The organism is Polymorphospora sp. NPDC051019, from assembly GCF_040683055.1.
Lineage (GTDB): Bacteria > Actinomycetota > Actinomycetes > Mycobacteriales > Micromonosporaceae > Polymorphospora > Polymorphospora lycopeni.
Map to the genome: position 1 here is coordinate 265954 of NZ_JBFBCH010000002.1, position 17207 is coordinate 283160.

General features: G+C 74.1%; 13 protein-coding genes and 2 pseudogenes. 8 read left to right on the forward strand and 7 right to left on the reverse strand.

Going from position 1 to position 17207, the window contains the following annotated elements; translation table 11 throughout:
• Window positions 1–72 precede the first annotated feature (72 nt).
• The 5 genes and pseudogenes from infB to rimP all read right to left on the reverse strand — a co-directional run bounded on the left by infB (window position 73) and on the right by rimP (window position 5181).
• Complete coding sequence (gene infB, locus AB0M79_RS05330; protein WP_364208804.1) at window positions 73–2805, reverse strand: translation initiation factor IF-2; 2733 nt, start codon at window positions 2803–2805, stop codon at window positions 73–75.
• A pseudogene (locus tag AB0M79_RS05335) lies at window positions 2794–3048 on the reverse strand (translation initiation factor IF-2 N-terminal domain-containing protein); the annotation flags it as partial. The gene infB and the pseudogene AB0M79_RS05335, both read right to left, overlap by 12 nt.
• A gap of 93 nt (window positions 3049–3141) precedes the next feature.
• Window positions 3142–3473, reverse strand: a pseudogene (locus AB0M79_RS05340) (YlxR family protein).
• 14 nt (window positions 3474–3487) lie between these two features.
• The gene (nusA, locus tag AB0M79_RS05345; RefSeq protein WP_357535830.1) at window positions 3488–4531 is read right to left on the reverse strand and encodes a transcription termination factor NusA; all 1044 of its coding nucleotides are present in this window, start codon (window positions 4529–4531) and stop codon (window positions 3488–3490) included.
• The gene (rimP, locus tag AB0M79_RS05350) at window positions 4528–5181 is read right to left on the reverse strand and encodes a ribosome maturation factor RimP (protein WP_364208000.1); all 654 of its coding nucleotides are present in this window, start codon (window positions 5179–5181) and stop codon (window positions 4528–4530) included. Before rimP ends, nusA begins: the two co-directional genes overlap by 4 nt.
• A 268-nt stretch (window positions 5182–5449) precedes the next feature.
• Here rimP and AB0M79_RS05355 point away from each other — a divergent pair, with 268 nt between their 5' ends.
• The 7 genes from AB0M79_RS05355 to AB0M79_RS05385 all read left to right on the forward strand — a co-directional run bounded on the left by AB0M79_RS05355 (window position 5450) and on the right by AB0M79_RS05385 (window position 12006).
• Window positions 5450–5893: a hypothetical protein gene (locus AB0M79_RS05355; protein ID WP_364208807.1), complete on the forward strand. Its 444-nt coding sequence runs from the start codon at window positions 5450–5452 to the stop codon at window positions 5891–5893.
• Window positions 5894–5986: 93 nt separating this feature from the next.
• Entirely contained in the window at window positions 5987–6409 is a 423-nt protein-coding gene (locus tag AB0M79_RS05360; RefSeq protein ID WP_364208002.1) for a ferritin-like domain-containing protein, read from the forward strand.
• 102 nt (window positions 6410–6511) lie between these two features.
• Window positions 6512–7138, forward strand: a complete 627-nt coding sequence (locus AB0M79_RS05365) for a PadR family transcriptional regulator (protein ID WP_364208004.1) — start codon at window positions 6512–6514, stop codon at window positions 7136–7138.
• Window positions 7135–7851 (forward strand): ABC transporter ATP-binding protein, encoded by a 717-nt coding sequence (locus AB0M79_RS05370; RefSeq protein WP_357535823.1) that lies wholly within the window; start codon window positions 7135–7137, stop codon window positions 7849–7851. The genes AB0M79_RS05365 and AB0M79_RS05370 overlap by 4 nt, the downstream gene beginning before the upstream one ends.
• Complete coding sequence (locus AB0M79_RS05375) at window positions 7848–10538, forward strand: FtsX-like permease family protein (protein WP_364208006.1); 2691 nt, start codon at window positions 7848–7850, stop codon at window positions 10536–10538. The genes AB0M79_RS05370 and AB0M79_RS05375 overlap by 4 nt, the downstream gene beginning before the upstream one ends.
• A gap of 50 nt (window positions 10539–10588) precedes the next feature.
• Complete coding sequence (locus AB0M79_RS05380; protein ID WP_364208008.1) at window positions 10589–11056, forward strand: nitroreductase/quinone reductase family protein; 468 nt, start codon at window positions 10589–10591, stop codon at window positions 11054–11056.
• Window positions 11057–11292: 236 nt separating this feature from the next.
• Window positions 11293–12006: a nucleotidyltransferase domain-containing protein gene (locus AB0M79_RS05385; RefSeq protein WP_364208010.1), complete on the forward strand. Its 714-nt coding sequence runs from the start codon at window positions 11293–11295 to the stop codon at window positions 12004–12006.
• Window positions 12007–12024: 18 nt separating this feature from the next.
• Here the strand turns inward: AB0M79_RS05385 and map are convergent, their stop codons facing one another.
• Window positions 12025–12882 carry a type I methionyl aminopeptidase gene (map, locus tag AB0M79_RS05390; RefSeq protein ID WP_364208012.1) on the reverse strand — a complete coding sequence of 286 codons (858 nt, stop codon included), beginning with the start codon at window positions 12880–12882 and terminating at the stop codon, window positions 12025–12027.
• A 118-nt stretch (window positions 12883–13000) separates the two neighbouring features.
• On the opposite strand from map, the gene AB0M79_RS05395 reads away from it, so the two are divergent.
• Complete coding sequence (locus AB0M79_RS05395) at window positions 13001–13312, forward strand: STAS domain-containing protein (protein WP_357535815.1); 312 nt, start codon at window positions 13001–13003, stop codon at window positions 13310–13312.
• Window positions 13313–13342: 30 nt separating this feature from the next.
• On the opposite strand, the gene AB0M79_RS05400 is transcribed toward AB0M79_RS05395, so the two are convergent.
• A complete protein-coding gene (locus AB0M79_RS05400; RefSeq protein ID WP_364208014.1) occupies window positions 13343–17092 on the reverse strand; it encodes a SpoIIE family protein phosphatase in 3750 nt (1249 codons plus the stop codon).
• Between the last annotated feature and the right edge of the window lie 115 nt (window positions 17093–17207).

Sequence of the window (17207 nt, forward strand, 5' to 3'; positions counted from 1 at the left end):
GCAGGGGCCGGGGCAGGACGCGATCCGGGGAGGGACCCCGTACGGGTCCCTCCCCGGATCAACGCGGATCGGTCAGGAGCGCGGCTTCTCCCGCATCTCGAAGGTCTCGATGAGGTCGCCGACCTGGACGTTGTTGTAACCGCTCAGGGTCAGACCGCACTCGAAGCCCTCGCGCACCTCGGTCGCGTCGTCCTTGAAGCGCTTGAGCGAGCTGATCGTGAGGTTGTCCGCCACGACCGCGCCGTCCCGCAGGAGACGTGCCTTGGCGTTACGCCGGATGACACCCGACCGCACGATGCAGCCGGAGATGTTGCCGACCTTGGACGAGCGGAAGACGTCGCGGATCTCCGCGCTGCCCAGCTCGACCTCTTCGTATTCGGGCTTGAGAAGGCCCTTGAGCGCGGCGTCGATCTCCTCGATGGCCTGGTAGATGACGGTGTAGTACCGGATCTCCACGCCCTCGCGGTCGGCGATCTCCCGGACCTTGTTGGAGGCCCGGACGTTGAAGCCGATGATCGTGACCGCCTCGGACGAGGCGCTCGCCAGCATGACGTCGCTCTCGGTGATCGCACCGACGCCCCGGTGGATGATCCGCAGTTGGACCTCTTCCGGGATGTCCAGCTTGAACAGCGCGTCCTCGAGCGCCTCCACGGAACCGGAGACGTCGCCCTTGAGCACCAGGTTGAGCGAGGTCTTCTCGCCCTCCTTGAGCTGCTCCATGAGCGTCTCGAGGGTGGCCCGCCCACGGCTGTTGGCGAAGCTCGCCGCCCGCCGCCGGGCCTGCCGCTGCTCGGCGATCTGACGCACCGTGCGGTCGTCCTCGGCCGCGAGGAACGTGTCGCCGGCGCCCGGGACCGCGGTCAGACCGAGGACCAGGACCGGACGCGCCGGACCGGCCTCGCTGACCGGCTTGCCGTTCTCGTCGAGCATCGCCCGGACCCGGCCGTGCGCCCCACCGGCGACGATCGAGTCGCCCGCCCGCAGGGTGCCCTTCTGGACCAGGACGGTCGCCACCGCACCACGACCCTTGTCGAGGTGGGCCTCGATCGCGACACCCTGGGCCGGCCCGTCGATCGGAGCGGTCAGCTCCAGCGACGCGTCGGCGGTCAGCAGCACCGCCTCGAGCAGCTCGTCGATGCCGATGCCCGGCTTGGCGGCCACGTTGACGAACATGGTGTCGCCGCCGTACTCCTCGGCGACCAGCCCGTATTCGGTGAGCTGCTGGCGGACCTTGTCGGGGTTCGCCTCCGGCTTGTCGACCTTGTTGACCGCGACCACGATCGGCACGTCGGCCGCCTTGGCGTGGTTGAGCGCCTCGATCGTCTGCGGCATGACGCCGTCGTCGGCCGCGACGACCAGGACCACGATGTCGGTGACCTGGGCACCACGGGCACGCATGGCGGTGAACGCCTCGTGACCCGGGGTGTCGATGAAGGTCAGCGCGCGGTCGACGCCGTCGTGCGGTACGTGCACCTGGTAGGCACCGATGTGCTGGGTGATGCCACCGGCCTCGCCCGCGACGACGTTGGCCTTGCGGATCGCGTCGAGCAGCTTGGTCTTACCGTGGTCGACGTGACCCATGACGGTCACCACCGGCGGCCGGCTGACCAGGCGGTCCTCGGCGACCTCGGCGTCGAGGTCGATGTTGAACTGGGCCAGCAGCTCGCGGTCCTCGTCCTCCGGGCTGACGATCTGCACGTCGAAGCCGAGGTGCTCGCCGAGCAGCAGGAGGGTGTCGTCGGAGCACGACTGGGTCGCGGTGACCATCTCGCCCAGGTTGAACATCTCCTGGACCAGCGAACCCGGGTTGGCGTTGATCTTGTCGGCGAAGTCGGACAGCGAGGCGCCGCGCGACAACCGTACGACCTGACCCTGACCCCGGGGGGCACCCGAGCTCATGGTCGGTGCGGACAGGTTGTCGAACTCTTGTCTGCGCTGCTTCTTCGACTTGCGACCACGGGTCGGCTTGCCACCCGGACGCCCGAAGGCGCCCGCGGCACCGCCGCCACGGCCACGACCGCCACCGCCGGGGCGACCCGCGCCACCGGCCGGAGCGCCGCCACCGGGACGGAAGCCACCACCGGCACCGCCACCGCCGCCACCACCGGGGCCACCGCGGAAGCCACCGCCACCGCCGCCACCACCGGGACCGCCACGGAAGCCACCGCCACCGCCGCCACCACCGGGACGGAAGCCGCCGCCGCCACCACCGGGACGACCGGCACCGCCGCCGGGACGACCGGCACCGCCACCGGGGCCGCCACCCGGGCGACCCGGACGCTGCGAGGGCATCGACGCGGGGCTCGGCCGCGGCGGCATGGAAGCCGGGCTCGGCCGCGGCGGCATGGAGGCCGGGTTGGGCCGCGGGCCGCCACCGGTCTGCGGTGCCGGACGCTGACCACCCGGGGTGATGCCGAACGGGTTGTTGCCGCCGCTACGCGCGGGCGGCCGGCCACCGGGACGACCCGGCGCCGGAGCCGGCGTGCCGGGCGCGCTCGGCCGGTTCGCGGCCGGCGAACCCGGACGCGGGGGAACCGAGGTCGGACCCGGCTTCGGTCGCGGCGCGCCACCGTCGGCCGGCGGCTCCCGCCGGGCCGGCGCCTCGCGCTGCTGCTGCCGGGCAGCCTGCGCCGCCTTGACGGCGGCCTCCTGCTCGGCCTTGAGGGCCGCGGCGCGCGCCTCGGCGGCCGCCACCTCGATGTCGTGGGCACTCGCCGGCTTGGCCACCGGTGCTGCCGGCGGCTGCGGCGGGCCGGGAACCGGCCCCTTCGGCCGGACCGGCGGAGCCGGTCGGCGGGGCGGCATGGGCTTGGCCGAGATCCTGGCGGGGCTGCCGGGACTCGGTGCTGCGGGCGTCGGGGCGGCGGGGGCCGAGGGCTGCTCCGACGATGCGACGAACGCGCCACGCAGCCGCCGGGCGACGGGTGCCTCCACGGTGCTCGACGCGGACTTGACGAACTCGCCCATCTCCTTCAACTTGGCGAGAACGGTCTTGCTTTCGACCCCGAGCTCTTTTGCCAGCTCGTGTACGCGGGCCTTGCCTGCCACTGCACTCCTCACTCCGAGGTCGTGCGGGCAGATCCCGCAGCGACCTCACTCGTGCACTTGAAGCCTGGTCATTTCAGGGACTTCATCGTGTGCTCATGTCGGTCGTCCTACCTTGCTTGCGACCCTCGTCCGGTCGGATGACCGGACGTAGTGGTTGACGCGCGGAGGTACTCGGCCAGCTCACCGGTGTCAGGTGCCCCGGTGATGCGCAACGCCCGCCCGAAGGCGCGGCGTCGCTGCGCCAGCGTGAAGCAAGCCGGATCAGGATGCAGGTGCGCGCCCCGACCCGGCCGGCTGCGGCGCGGATCGGGACAGAGGCTGTGACCAGCACCGATCTCGATCGCGACGATCCGCAACAGTTCGGCGGCCGGCGCACGACGCCGGCAACCCACACAGGTGCGGACCGGCAACGCACGACGAACCACGAGAAAGTCTACCCCTACGCGCCGGCAACCGCTCCGCCCGGCTCGGCGGCGTGATCACGTACGCCCCGGTCGCCGGGAGCCGACTGCTCGGTATCGGGCCGGATGTCGATCCGCCAACCGGTCAACCGGGCCGCAAGTCGGGCGTTCTGCCCCTCGCGGCCGATCGCGAGCGAGAGCTGGAAATCGGGCACCGTGACCCGGGCGGTACGCGTCGCGGCGTCTACGACCTCGACCCGCAGCGCCTTGGCCGGCGACAACGCGAACCCGACGAACGCCGCCGGGTCGTCGGACCAGTCGATGATGTCGATTTTCTCACCGTGCAGCTCGCTCATCACCGCCCGGACCCGCTGCCCCATCGGGCCGATGCAGGCGCCCTTCGGGTTGACCCCGGGCGCCGTCGAGCGCACCGCGATCTTCGTACGGTGACCTGCCTCACGTGCGATGGCGGCGATCTCGACGGTGCCGTCGGCGATCTCCGGCACCTCCAGCGCGAAGAGTTTCTTGACCAGGTTGGGGTGCGACCGGGAGAGCGTGATCTGCGGGCCGCGGAAGCCCTTGGCCACGTGGACCACCACGCACCGGATCCGCTGGCCGTGCTCGTAGACCTCGCCGGGCACCTGCTCGGACTGCGGCAGCACCGCCTCGAGCTTGCCCAGGTCGACGGTGACGATGCCCTTCTCGGCCCGCGCCTCGTGCGCCTGCACGACCCCGGTCACCAGGTCGCCGTCGCGGCCGACGTACTCGCCGAAGTGCACCTCGTCGGTGGCCTCCCGCAGCCGCTGGAGGATCACCTGCTTGGCGGTCATCGCCGCGATCCGGCCGAAGTCGTGCGGGGTGTCGTCCCACTCCCGTACGACGGTGCCGTCGGGGTCCGTCTCCTGGGCGTAGACCAGCGCCGCCCCGTTCTTGCGGTCGATCTCCACCCGGGCGTGGGGCTCCGCGCCCTCGGTGTGCCGGTAGGCCGTGAGCAGCGCGGTCTCGATCGCCGCGAGAATCGTGTCGAACGGGATCTCCCGCTCGCGTTCCAGTGCGCGCAACGCCGCGAGGTCGATGTTCACCTCTGCTCGCCCTCCACTTCGTCGTCGTCGGGTTCGTCGGCGTCGTCGATCTCGTCGAGATCGTCGTCGGCCACCTCGTCGAGCCGGGTGAACTCCACCTGGACGCGGCCGGGGCCGAGGTCGACGTGCTTCCATTCGTGGGTGACACCGTCGACGTCGAGGGCCACCCCGGCGTCGTCGGCGGCGACCACCCGTCCGGTCACCTGCCGCTCGCCCGCGGTGACCTTGACCAGCCGGCCGACGCTGCGCCGCCAGTGCCGGGGCAGGGTCAGCGGGCGGTCGACGCCGGGCGAGCTGACCTCGAGCTGGTATTCGCCGACGAGCAACTCGGTGCCGTCCTCCTCGGCGGCGTCGAGCGCCGCCGAGACGGCCCGCGAGACGTCGGCGACGGCGTCCAGGCCGATGCCCGCCTCACCGTCGACGATCACCCGTACGACGTGCCGGCGGCCGGCCCGGGAGACCGAGACGTCCTCCAGGAAGTAGCCGGCGGCGGTGACGACCGGTTCGATCACCGCGCGCAGCCGGGCGCGGCGGGCCGAGAGGTCGGCGCGGGGCCGGTCGGCGGGACGGGGGCGCTCGCCGCCGCGCGGCCGGGCCTCGCCGCGCGATCCGGGCGCCGGCCTGCCGGAGGCGCGGCCACGCTGCGTCATCTGGCGGACCCCTTCACCATCGTCGGCCCCGGCGGGCAATGCCGCTGGGTAACCATGCCAGTACGCCACCGGGCGTTCGCGCCCGGCGGCTGCGCAGAGCGTAACGCGCGAACGGCTCTTCCGATCGGCCGGCGCACCGACCCGGCGGGCCGGAGACGGCGGGGGCGCCCCACGGGCGGCGCGGATGGTGTTGACTTGGCCGGTGCGGAGCGGGAACACCTACATCCACGACATCGGACCGGGACGCTCCCGGCGATGGCTGCTGCGGATGGCGGGCGCCACGGCCGGTCTGGCGGCCACCGGCGTGCTGTCGGCCTGCGGCCTCTTCGACGGCGACGACCCACCACCGGCCCCGGACCCGCTCGCCCCGCTGCTGGCCGACGCGCGTGGCCTCGCGGCCCGGCACGAGGCCGCGGCCGCGGCCCATCCCGCCCTGGCCGACCGGCTGACGCCGATCGCGCAGGCACACCGCGCGCACGAGGCGGAGCTGGTCCGGGTGACCCGGGAGTCACCGTCCCCGTCGCCGTCCGGGGTCACCGGGATGGCGCCGCAGGTGCCGGCGGAAGCCGACGCCGCCCTGGCGGAGCTGCGTACGGCCGAGGAGGCGGGCCACAAGCTGGCCCAGGACGCCTGCCTGGCCGCCCCGGCGGAGCGGGCGGCGCTGCTCGGCTCGATCACGGCCGCCCGGGCGACCCACCTGGAGGTGCTGTGAGCAAGCGGAGTATGACGGCGTGAGCGAGCGCAGCGAACGAACCATCAGGCAACACGATGAACATGGCGGCGCCGAGCGAAGCGAGGTGACGCCGTGAGTACGGGACTGGCGGCGGCGCTGACCGCCGAATACGCGGCGATCCACGCGTACGGGGTGATCGGGGTGCGGCTGGCGGACGCCGCCGCGGCCGACGCGCGGGCCGCCGAGGCGGCCCACCGGACCCGCCGGGACGCGCTGACGGTCCTGCTGAACGAGACGTCGGTCACGCCACCGCCGGCGGAACCGTCGTATGCGTTGCCGTACCCGGTCACCGACGTCGCCTCGGCACTCCGGCTGGCGGTCGAGATCGAGGAGCGTACGGCCGCGGTGTGGCGGGCGGCGCTGCCGGTCACCACCGGCGACCAGCGTGGTCAGGCGCTCGCGGCGCTGACCGACTGCGCGGTACGGGCGACCCGGTGGCGCCGTACGGCCGGCGGCGTCCCGCTCACGGTCGCGTTTCCCGGCAAGGTGAGCTGACCCGGCGGTTCCGGGTCCGCGCCGTCCCGTTCACCGGTGGCCCGGACGGGGCGCCGGTGACACCGGGAACCCTTGCATACCCAGTACGTATACTGGTTGAGTATGACGATCCGCCACGGTCTTCTCGCCCTGCTCGAGCGCCAGCCGATGTACGGCTACCAGCTCCGGGCCGCCTTCGAGGAGTCCACCGGCGCGACCTGGCCGCTCAACATCGGGCAGGTCTACACCACGCTGGCCCGGCTGGAACGGGACGGTCTCGTACGGCCCCTGCCGGAAAACGACGGGGGGCAGCGGCCGTACGAGATCACCGACACCGGCCGGGCCGAACTCGCCGCCTGGTTCGGCACTCCGATCAGCCGGAACGACCGTCCCCGTGACGAACTGGCGATCAAACTGGCGCTGGCGCTGACCACCCCGGGCGTCGACGTGCGGGCCGTCGTGCAGACCCAACGCACCGCGACGATGCGTACCCTCCAGGAACTCACCCGGCTGAAGGTGCGCGACGACCGGCCGGGCGACCTGTCCTGGCGGTTGGTGCTGGACTCGATGCTCTTCCAGGCCGAGGCCGAGATCCGCTGGCTGGACCATTGCGAGGTCAGCCTGGTCCGGCACCGGCCCGCCGCACCCGGCGGCGCCGCGCCGACCGACCGGTCTCCCGGGCGCCCGTACCCCGCCGGTCCCGCCGTCGGCGCGGACGCGCCGGACGCCCCCGCGCGGGCGGAACGGTGAACCTGCTCGAACTTCGCGACGTGCACCGGACGCACGGTTGCGGCGCGGGCGCGGTACACGCGTTGCGCGGGGTCGACCTGACCGTCCGGCCGGGTGAGCTGGTCGCGGTGATGGGGCCGTCCGGCTCGGGCAAGTCGACGCTGCTCAACCTGGCCGGCGGGCTCGACCGGCCGACCCGGGGCCGGGTATCGGTGGCCGGCGCCGATCTCGGCACCCTCGACCGGCGCGGGCTGGCCCGGCTGCGCCGCCGCTCGGTCGGCTACGTCTTCCAGGACCTCAACCTGCTGCCCAGCCTCACCGCGGTGGAGAACGTCGCGCTGCCGCTCGAACTCGACGGCCGGGGCGTACGGCACTCCCGGCGGCTCGCGGTCGCGGCGCTGGCCGAGGTCGGTCTCACCGACCTCGGCGACCGGTTCCCCGACGACATGTCCGGCGGCCAGCAGCAGCGGGTGGCGATCGCCCGCGCGCTGGTCGGCGAACGGCGGCTGGTGCTCGCCGACGAACCCACCGGCGCGCTCGACTCCCAGACCGGCGAAGCGGTCCTGCGGCTGCTGCGCGGCCGGGTCGACGCCGGCGCGGCCGCCGTGCTGGTGACCCACGAGGCCCGGCACGCCGCGTGGGCCGACCGGGTGGTGTTCCTGCGGGACGGGCTCGCCGTCGACACGTCCGGGCCGCTCGACGGGCCGGAGCACCTGCTCCAGGACATCGGGTGAGGTCCTGGCGGGCCGCGCTGCGGATCGCCGCCCGGGAGGCCCGCCGGGCGCGGGCGCGTACGGCGCTGGTGGTGGCGATGATCGCGCTGCCGGTGCTGGCGCTGTCGTACGTGGCGGTCAACTACGACATGTTCCGGCTGACTCCCGCCGAGCGGGCCGAACGCCGGCTCGGCACTGCCGACGCGTCGCTGACCTGGCTGGTCGACGGGCCGCTGACCCAGAACCTGCGGGGCGGCGGATGGGTGATCCCCGGTGATCCGCCCACCACGGCGCCGACGCTCGACGAGGTACGGGCCGTGCTGCCGCCGGGCAGCCGGGTCGTCCCGCTCGGCGAGACCAGGCTGGCGCTGCGTACCACCACCGGCGTCGGCGAGCTGCCGGCCACCGTGGTCGACCTCGCCGACCCGATGGTCCGCGGGATCGCGTCGGTGGTCGAGGGCCGCGCGCCGGCCGGCGACCGCGAGATGGCGGTCAGCGCCGAGGCGCTGCGCCGGCTCGGCGTCGGGCTCGGCGACGACGTGACGAGCGCCGACGGCGTGCGCGTCTACCGGGTGACCGGGGTGGTGGAGTTCCCGGCGGACCTGGGCGAGATGGTGGCGCTGCCGCCGGACGCGGGCCCGGCGGCGCAGCGGTGGCTGGTCGACGCCCCGGAACCGGTGACCTGGGAGCAGGTCGAGCAACTCAACCAGCGCGGATTCCTGGTCGAGTTACGGACGGTGCTGCTCGACCCGGCGGCCGATCCCCGCTACGACCCGTCCGTCGCCGACGCGGACGCGACGGTCGTCGGGACGGGCGTGCTGGTCGCCGGGTTGGGCGTGCTGGAGGTGGTCCTGCTCGCCGGGCCGGCGTTCGCGGTCGGCGCCCGCCGCCGGCGACGCGATCTCGCCCTGGTCGCCGCGAACGGCGGCACCCCCGCCCACCTGCGCCGCATCGTGCTGGCCGACGGCGTGGTGCTCGGGGTCGTCGGGGCGGCCGTCGGCATCGTCCTCGGCATCGCCGCCGCGTTCGCCGGCCGCCCGCTCGTCGAGGAGTACGTGGCCCAGGCCCGGGCCGGCGGATACCGGGTCCTGCCGCCGGCGCTGCTCGCCGTCGCCGGGCTGGCCGTCGCCACCGGGGTGCTCGCCGCGATGGTGCCGGCGTTCACCGCGGCTCGGCAGGACGTCGTCACCGCGCTCAGCGGCCGGCGCGGCGCGGTCCGGTCCCGCCGGCGGTGGCTGGTCGTCGGCCTGGTCGCGGCCGCCACCGGCACGGCCCTGGCGGCCGCCGGCGCGGCGTGGGTGAGTGAAACGGTCATGCTGGCCGGGTTGGCGCTCGCCGAACTCGGCCTGGTGTTGTGCACACCGAGCCTGATCGGGCTGCTCGCGAGGTTCGGCCGGCTGCTGCCGCTGGCGCCCCGGATCGCGCTGCGCGACACCGCCCGCAACCGGGCCGCGGCCGCGCCGGCGATCGCCGCCGTGATGGCCGCGGTGGCCGGCAGCGTGATGATCGGCGTGTACCTGGCCAGCGATCGGGCCCGTAGCGTCGAGGGGTATCAGCCGGCCCTTCCGCACGGTTACGTCACCGCCTGGTACGACGGCTTCGCGCCACCGTCGGATCCGGCACCGGTCGAGCGGGTCGCCGCCGCCGCCCGCGACGCCGGTATCGAGGTCGGCGCGGTGGCCCGGTTGCACCAGCCGACCTGCCCGCCCGGCACCGCCGAACGGATCTCCTGCGGCCTGACCGTCGCGGTCCCCGCCGGGCGGGCGTGCCCGTACGACCCGTCCGGCGCCCTGGAGGCGCGGGACCGCCGCCGGGCGGCCGAGGATCCGCGCTGCGCCGTCGGGTACCACACGATCTCGGGGGTGCTCGCCGACGCCGTCGTCGACGACGGGTCGGCGCTACCGGTGCTGACCGGCGCGGACCCGGACGACCTGCGCCGGGCCACCGAGATGCTACGGGCCGGCGGGGTGGTGGTCACCGAGCCCGGTCTGGTCGTCGACGGGCAGGTGGCCGTGGAGGTCCGTCGCTACGACCCGGCGCTGCCACCGGATCCCGATGGCGGGCTCGCCGTCGTCGACACGGTCCGGCTGCCCGGCTACGCCCTCACGTCCGGCCTCTCCGCCGAGCGGGTCGTCTACTCGCCGGCGGCGGTCGACCGGCTCGGCCTGGCCGCCGCCCACACCGGTTTCGTCCTGGCGACCGCCACCGAGCCGACGACCGGGCAGGAGGACCGGCTACGCGACGGCCTGCGCGCACTGCCCGGCAGCCCGGTGCCGGCCGTCGAGCGCGGCCCGGGTGGCTACGGCGACCTGGACGCGATCCTGCTGGCGATCGCCGCCGGTGTGGTCACCCTCGGTGCCGCCGGTATCGCCACCGGGCTCGCGGCCGCCGACGGCCGGGCGGACCTGTCGACCCTCGCCGCGGTCGGGGCCAGTCCGCGGGTACGCCGGCTGCTGTCGCTCTGCCAGTCGGGCATGATCGCCGGGCTCGGTTCGCTCCTCGGGGTGGTCGCCGGGCTGACCGGTGCCGTCGTCGTCATGTTCGCCCTCAACGAGGCCGGCCGGGCGGACTGGCCGGGTGGGGGCACCTACCCGGTGACGGTGCCGTGGTCGATGCTGGCGGTCGTGCTCGCGGTACCGGTCGTGGCGATGCTCGGCGCGGGCCTGCTGACCCGGTCCCGCCTGCCGGTCGAGCGACGGATCGTCTGACCCGTCCGCCGGGGCTGTCCTCCGGCGGCGCGGGGCGGCAGACTGTGCCGGTGCCGGCCCTGCGAAACGTGACCCGTCGCCTCGGACACCGCCGGTGGTTCGCCGCCGCCGCCCGCGTCCTGGTGCCCGCCGACCGGTTGGTCAGCCGGCTGACCAGGGGCCGGGTGGTGGCGCTCGGCCTGGTGCCGTCACTGCTGATCACCACGACCGGACGGCGGTCCGGGCAGCCGCGCGGCAACCCCCTGCTGTACGTCCGCGACGGCGACGCCTTCGTGGTCGCCGGCTCCAACTGGGGGCAGGCCCGCCCGCCGGCCTGGGCGCTGAACCTGCTCGCCGATCCGGCCGCCACGGTCACCGTCGCCGGTCGGCGGGTCCCGGTCCGCGCCCACCTCGCCACCGGTGCCGAACGGGACCGGTTGTGGGGCCTGCTGGTCCGGGAGTGGCCGGCGTACGACACCTATGTGGACCGGGCCGGCGGCCGGCCGGTACACGTGTTCCGGCTCACGCCGGCCGGCTGATCACGGCCTCTCCCCCCTTGGTGCCAGACCCGCCGCGCGGACCGCTCGGGGCCGCCGGCCGCGCCCATCCTGGTATCGGCGCACCCCACCTCCGGGGCCGCCGACGGGGAGGACGAGATGAACACGCGATTCTGGGCCGGGCCGACCTGACGGATTCCCCCACCAGCACCGGCCACGCAGGCCGGCCGACACCGCCGAACTCGCCGCGAGCCCGCTCATGGCGCACAATTGCGGCCGTGCCGCAGGACAATCCGTACCTCGCGAATCCGCGGTGGGCCGTCGCCGAACGGGTCGCCGAGACGGCCCGGCGACGTTTCCCCGCCGACGTCCTGGCCATCGGGGCGTACGGCCGGCTGGCCCACGGCGACGACGACGAGACCACCGGGATCGACCTGGTGGTGGTGACCTACCGGGAGTCCGGCGGGCCGCGCCCGACCCGGCGACGGATCGACGGGGTGCTGGTCAAACTCGACGTCGTCGACGCCGACCGCTGCCTGCGCCGCGCCCGCACCCTCGACACGTCCTGGCCGCTGGCCGCCGACCGGTATGTGACGACCAGACCGCTCTACGATCCGACCGGCTGGCTGGACCAGCTCCGCGACGCGCACCTCGGCCGGCTCGCGCAGGCCCGGGCCCCCGAGTTCAGCACGCTCGCCCGGGAGGCGTGGTGCGAGGCGGCGTCGGCGCACGCGCTGGCGGGCCGGCTCGCCGCCTGGTACGACACCGACGGCGCCCTGGTCGGCCTCGGTGTGGCCCGGCTGGCCGCGGCCAACGTGGTGGGGCTGCTCACCCGCACCTATTTCCGGGACGGCGCCGACGCGGTACGGCGGGCCGGGCTCGCCGGCGCCGACCTGACCGAACTGGGCGAGGTGCTGCGTGCCCAGGCCGGTGAGCTGGCCGCCCGGGGCCGGCCGGTCGACGGCACGGTCGCCGACCTCTTCGACGCCTGAGCGGGCGGTCAGGCCCGGTCAGGGCAGGGTGAGGATCTCGACGCCGTCCTCGGTCACCACGACGGTGTGCTCGAACTGGGCGGTCCACCGCCGGTCCTTCGTCACGACCGTCCAGCCGTCGGACCAGAGGTCGTACTCGTACGTGCCGAGTGTGATCATGGGCTCGATCGTGAAGGTCATGCCGGGTTCCATCACGTCGGTCGGCCGGGGACTGTCGTAGTGCGGGATGTAGAGCCCGCTGTGGAACGCCTCACCGATGCCGTGGCCGGTGAAGTCGCGCACCACGCCGTAGCCGAACCGCTTCGCGTACGACTCGATGACCCGGCCGACGACATTGATCTGGCGGCCCGGCGCGACCGCGCGGATGCCGCGCATCATCGCCTCGTGGGTGCGTTCGACCAGCAGGCGGGCCTCCTCGGAGACCTCACCGACGCAGAAGGTCGCGTCGGTGTCGCCGTGTACGCCGTCGATGTACGCGGTCACGTCGACGTTGACGATGTCGCCGTCCTCGAGCACCGTCGAGTCCGGAATGCCGTGGCAGATCACCTCGTTGAGGCTGGTGCAGCACGACTTGGGGAAGCCCTTGTAGCCCAGCGTCGACGGATAGGCGTCGTGGTCGACCAGGAACTCGTGCACCACCCGGTCGATCTCGTCGGTGGTGACCCCGGGCTTGCAGTGCTCACCGGCGAGCTGGGTGGCCTGCGCCGCGATCCGCCCGGCGACCCGCATCTTCTCGATCGTCTCGGGCGTCTGGACGTGCGACCCGGTCCACGGCTTCGGCCGCTTCTTGCCGACGTATTCCGGACGGGGGATGTGAGCGGGCACCTGTCGCCACGGGGAGCGCGTGCCAGGGGTCAACGGCGCACGGACGGTCATGCGGTAAGCCTATCGCCGCCGTCGGCGGGGGCCGACGGATCGCCCGCCGGTGCCGGGAACCACGGAGCCGGGGGGGCGCTTGTTGCCGTACGGCAACCACTGTGCCAAGGTACTTGCCGTGGATCAACAGGGTGCGGATTCCAACTTCTCCGCCGCCGCCCAGGCAGATGGTGACCACGTGACGGTGAATGTCACCGGCGAGGTCGACATGGCCACCGCCGACACGATGTACGCGGCGGCGACACCGTCCGGCGCCGCCCGGCTGACCCTCGACCTGCGGGCGGTCACGTTCTTCGACTCGGCCGCCATCCATGCCCTGGTCCGGCTCGGCGCCCGGTACGCCGACGCGCTGACGGTGCTGCCGTCCCCACAGGTGCGCCGGGTGCTCGACATCTCCGGCCTCGGCGACCAGCCCTGGCTCGCCGACTGACGGCGGCACCCACCGACCTGCCGGCGGCGCTCACCCGCCCAGCCGGCGGCGTACGGTCACCGTCGTGCCGCTGTCGGACCGGTGCACCGTCAGCTCGGCGAGCGCGCCGATGAGCGCCAGGCCCCGACCCCGGAACCCGGCGCCGTCGGATTCCCGCCACCGGCCGCTGTCCCGGACGACGGCGGCGACCTCGTCACGGCCGATGGTCACCTCGATGCTGATCGTTTCCTCGGCCGGCCCGACCGGGTGCTCCATCGCGTTGGCGGCCGCCTCGGAGACCGCCACGACCAGGTCGAACACGTCGTTCTCCGGCACCCCGTGCCCGGTCAGGAAATTCTCCAGCCGCCGGCGCAGCACGCTGAGCCGGGCCGGGTCGGCCGCCAGGCGCAGCACCAGCCGGTCGGGCTCGGCGGCCTCCAGGGCCAGCACCGCGACGTCGTCGCGTCGGGGCCGGCCGGCCACCCGCCCGACCATCGCGTTCACCAGGTCGTCGACGTGGTCGGTCGGGCGGGCCGCGTCGGTGAGGAGCTGCGCGAGACTGTCGTCGATGCCCTGCCGCCGGTCCTCGACCAGGCCGTCGGTGTAGAGCAGGATCCGGGCGCCCGGATCGAGCTGCCCGTCGACGGTGGCGTACTCGGCGTCGGGCAGCGCGCCGACCGGCGGGCCGAGCGCCCTGGTGTAGAGGAATCGGGCCGTGCCGTCGGGCTCGATCAGCGCCGGCGGCGGATGCCCGGCGCTGGCATACCGGAGCCGGCCGGTGACGGGGTCGAAGCGTACGCACACCACGGTGGCGAAGGAGCGCCGGCCGACCGTGCCGACCAGCCGGTTCAGCCGGGTCAGCGCCGCGCCCGGGTCGAACCCCTCCAGCATGTACGCGCGCAGCGCGTTGCGGAGCTGCCCCATGGCGGCGGCCGCCCCCACCCCCTTGCCGACGACGTCGCCGATGACCAGCACGAGCCGGCCGTCGTCGACCGGTATCGCGTCGTACCAGTCGCCGCCGACCTCGACCTCGCTGTTGCCGGCCAGGTAGCGGCTGGCGACGATCGCACCGGGTAGTTGCGGCAGCGACTGCGGCAGCAGGCTGTGCTGGAGGGTCATCGCGATCCGGTGCTCGGCCTCGAAGAGGCGGGCGTTGTCGAGCCGTACGCCGACGAGCCGGGCGAGCTGGGCGAGCACCTCCTCCTCGGCGTCGGTGACCGGGCCGCGGTACGGCCAGGCCCGCAGTTCGCCGAACGGTTCGCCGGTCATGCCGGACAGCGGCACCACCAGCGGCGGGTCCGTGGGCAGTTCGCCGCCGCCGTCCGCCTCGAAGCGGGCGCCGGGGACGCTGACCACGACCCGGGCGGCGCGGACGGCCAGCTGCGCGTGCTCGGCCGCGGCCTTCGTCACCTCGGCCGTCGACTGGGCGGTGTTGACCGCCACCGCCGCGTCGGTGAGGGCCCGCAACTGCCGGATGATCTGGCCCCGGAGCTGTCCCAGCTCCACGTTGGACCGGACCCGGGCGATCAGCTCCTGCCCGGAGAACGGCTTGACCAGGTAGTCGTCGGCGCCCGCGGACAGGCCCTCGACAGCCGCCACCTCACCGGCACGGGCGGAGAGCATCACGATCGGCAGGTGCCGGGTGCGCGGATCCGCGCGCAACGCCGCCAACAGCTCGAACCCGTCCATTCGTGGCATCATCACGTCGGTGATGACAAGGTCGAACGCGCTGTCGGCGGCGGCCTGGGCGGCGGCCACGCCGTCGGCGACCGCCACCACCTCGAAGGCCGGCGACAGCAGCCGGGTCAGATGGTCACGCAGGTCGGCGTTGTCGTCGGCGACGAGGATCCGGCCGCCACGCCCGGCCGTACGGTCGTCGCCGCCCACCGGACGGGAACCCCCGGCCGGGGCCACCGCGGGGGCCGGGACGACCTCCCCGCCCGCCCACCGCACCGCTTCGGCGAGGTAGAGCCGGGCGGTGTCGCTCTCGTCCACCGGGGTGTCGCCGGTGCCCACCTGGTCGGCGGGCAGGTGCCCGGCACCGAACGGCAGCGTGACCGTGAACGTGCTGCCGACGTCGGGCCGGCTACGCACCGCGACCCGGCCGCCGTGCAGTTCGGTGAGTTCGCGGACCACGGCCAGGCCGATGCCGGTGCCCTCGTGGCTGCGGGCCCGCCGGCCGACGACCCGCTGGAACCGCTCGAAGACCAGCGGCAGGTCGGCCTCGGGGATACCGACGCCGGTGTCCGAGACCTCGAGCACCGCCGACCCACCGGACGCGAGGGTCCGTACGGTGATCCGGCCGGCGAAGGTGAACTTGAGCGCGTTGGACAGCAGGTTGAGGACGATCTTCTCCCACATCTCCCGGTCGACGTGCACCGGACCGGGCAGCGGCGGGCAGTCGACGTCGAGCCGCAGCCCGGCCCGCTCGGCCGCGGACCGGAAGTTGCCGGCCAGCCGGGCGGTGTAGTCCGACAGGTCGGTCGGCCGGTAGCTGGCGTCGATCCGGCCCGAGCCGATGCGGGAGAAGTCGAGGACGGTGTTGACGAGCTTGAGCAGCCGCAGGGCGTTGCGGTGCATCAGCTCCAGTGCCTCGCGGTCGGCGACGGACAGGTCGGGGGCGGCCAGCGCCTCCTCCAGCGGCCCCAGGATCAGGGTCAGCGGGGTGCGGAACTCGTGGCTGACGTTGGAGAAGAAGTTGGTCTTCGCCTGGTCGAGGGCGGCTAGCTGCGCGGTCCGGGCCCGCTCCTGCTCGTACGCCCGCTGGTTGGTCACGGCCGCCGACACCTGGGCGGCCAGCAGCCGGAAGAAGTCGCGGTAACGCTGGTCGACGGCGAGCCGGCGGCTGGCGCCGAGCACCAGCGCGCCGACGGTACGCCCGCCACCGGTGACCGGCAGCACGAGCACCTCGTCGGCGGTGTGGTCGGGCACCGACGACAGGAACGCCGACACCGGGGCCTCGGCCGGCCGCCCCCGCGCCACCACCTGGCGCAGCAGGGCCGCTCCGGCCCCCCGGGTGTGTGGGCCGACCGTGGTGACGCGGACCGTCGGTGCGGGCACGCCGGCCGCTGACACCAGCGCCACCGCCGGCTCGTTGGCGGCCGGCTCCGGGGCGTCGGCGGCGGGCTGCGGTGCGGGACCGGCGGGCGGAGCCGTCCCGGCGTCGTCGAGGTAGAGCAGGGCGAACGGCACGTCGTTCGGGTGCTCACCCAGCACGGCCGCGACGCGGTCCCCCAGGTCGGCCTGCCCGGAGGCGTCCGCCAGCCGGACGCCGAGCGCGCTCAGCGCGCCGACCCGGCGCTCGCCGAGGACCCGGCCGGTGGTGTCGCTGACGATGCAGAAGACCCCGACCACCGAACCGTCGTCGGCGCGGATCGGGTCGTAGGAGATGTCGAAGTACGTCTCTTCGAGGAACCCGTGCCGGTGCAGCATGAACGGGTGGTCGGTGGCCCAGAACGACCGGCCGGTGGCGGCCACCTCGGCGAAGAGCTGGCCGAGCACCTCCCACGCCTCGCTCCACATCTCCCGCCCCGGGCACCCGAGCCAGTCCGGGTGCTTGTCGCCCATCGTCGGCACGTAGGCGTCGTTGTAGAGCGCGACGTGCTCCGGCCCCCAGAAGATGACGATCTGGGCACGGGAGGCGAGCATGCGTATGGTCGCGTGGCGCAGCGGGGCCGGCCAGTCGGCGAGGTCACACCCGATCGGCGTCGCCGCCCAGTCCAGGTCACGGATCCGGGCGCCCATCTCACCGCCCGCGTCGAGCGCGGCAGCCAGATCGGCGGGAAGCGGATCCGGTCCCATGGCACCTCCAACCGACGGCAGCACGAACCGACGGACCCTCAGGCCCGTCGGCTGCGGCTTCTACCCTGGCCGCCCGGGAAAGTAACACGGCACGCCGGCGCGGGAACCGCCCCGA

Coding starts and splice junctions, on each gene's coding strand:
- infB (WP_364208804.1), bottom strand. CDS start 2,805: ATGCCGCCCCGCCGACCGGCTCCGCCGGTCCGGCCGAAGGGGCCGGTT.
- rimP (WP_364208000.1), bottom strand. CDS start 5,181: ATGACGCAGCGTGGCCGCGCCTCCGGCAGGCCGGCGCCCGGATCGCGC.
- AB0M79_RS05355 (WP_364208807.1), top strand. CDS start 5,450: ATGGCGGGCGCCACGGCCGGTCTGGCGGCCACCGGCGTGCTGTCGGCC.
- AB0M79_RS05365 (WP_364208004.1), top strand. CDS start 6,512: ATGACGATCCGCCACGGTCTTCTCGCCCTGCTCGAGCGCCAGCCGATG.
- map (WP_364208012.1), bottom strand. CDS start 12,882: ATGACCGTCCGTGCGCCGTTGACCCCTGGCACGCGCTCCCCGTGGCGA.
- AB0M79_RS05400 (WP_364208014.1), bottom strand. CDS start 17,092: ATGGGACCGGATCCGCTTCCCGCCGATCTGGCTGCCGCGCTCGACGCG.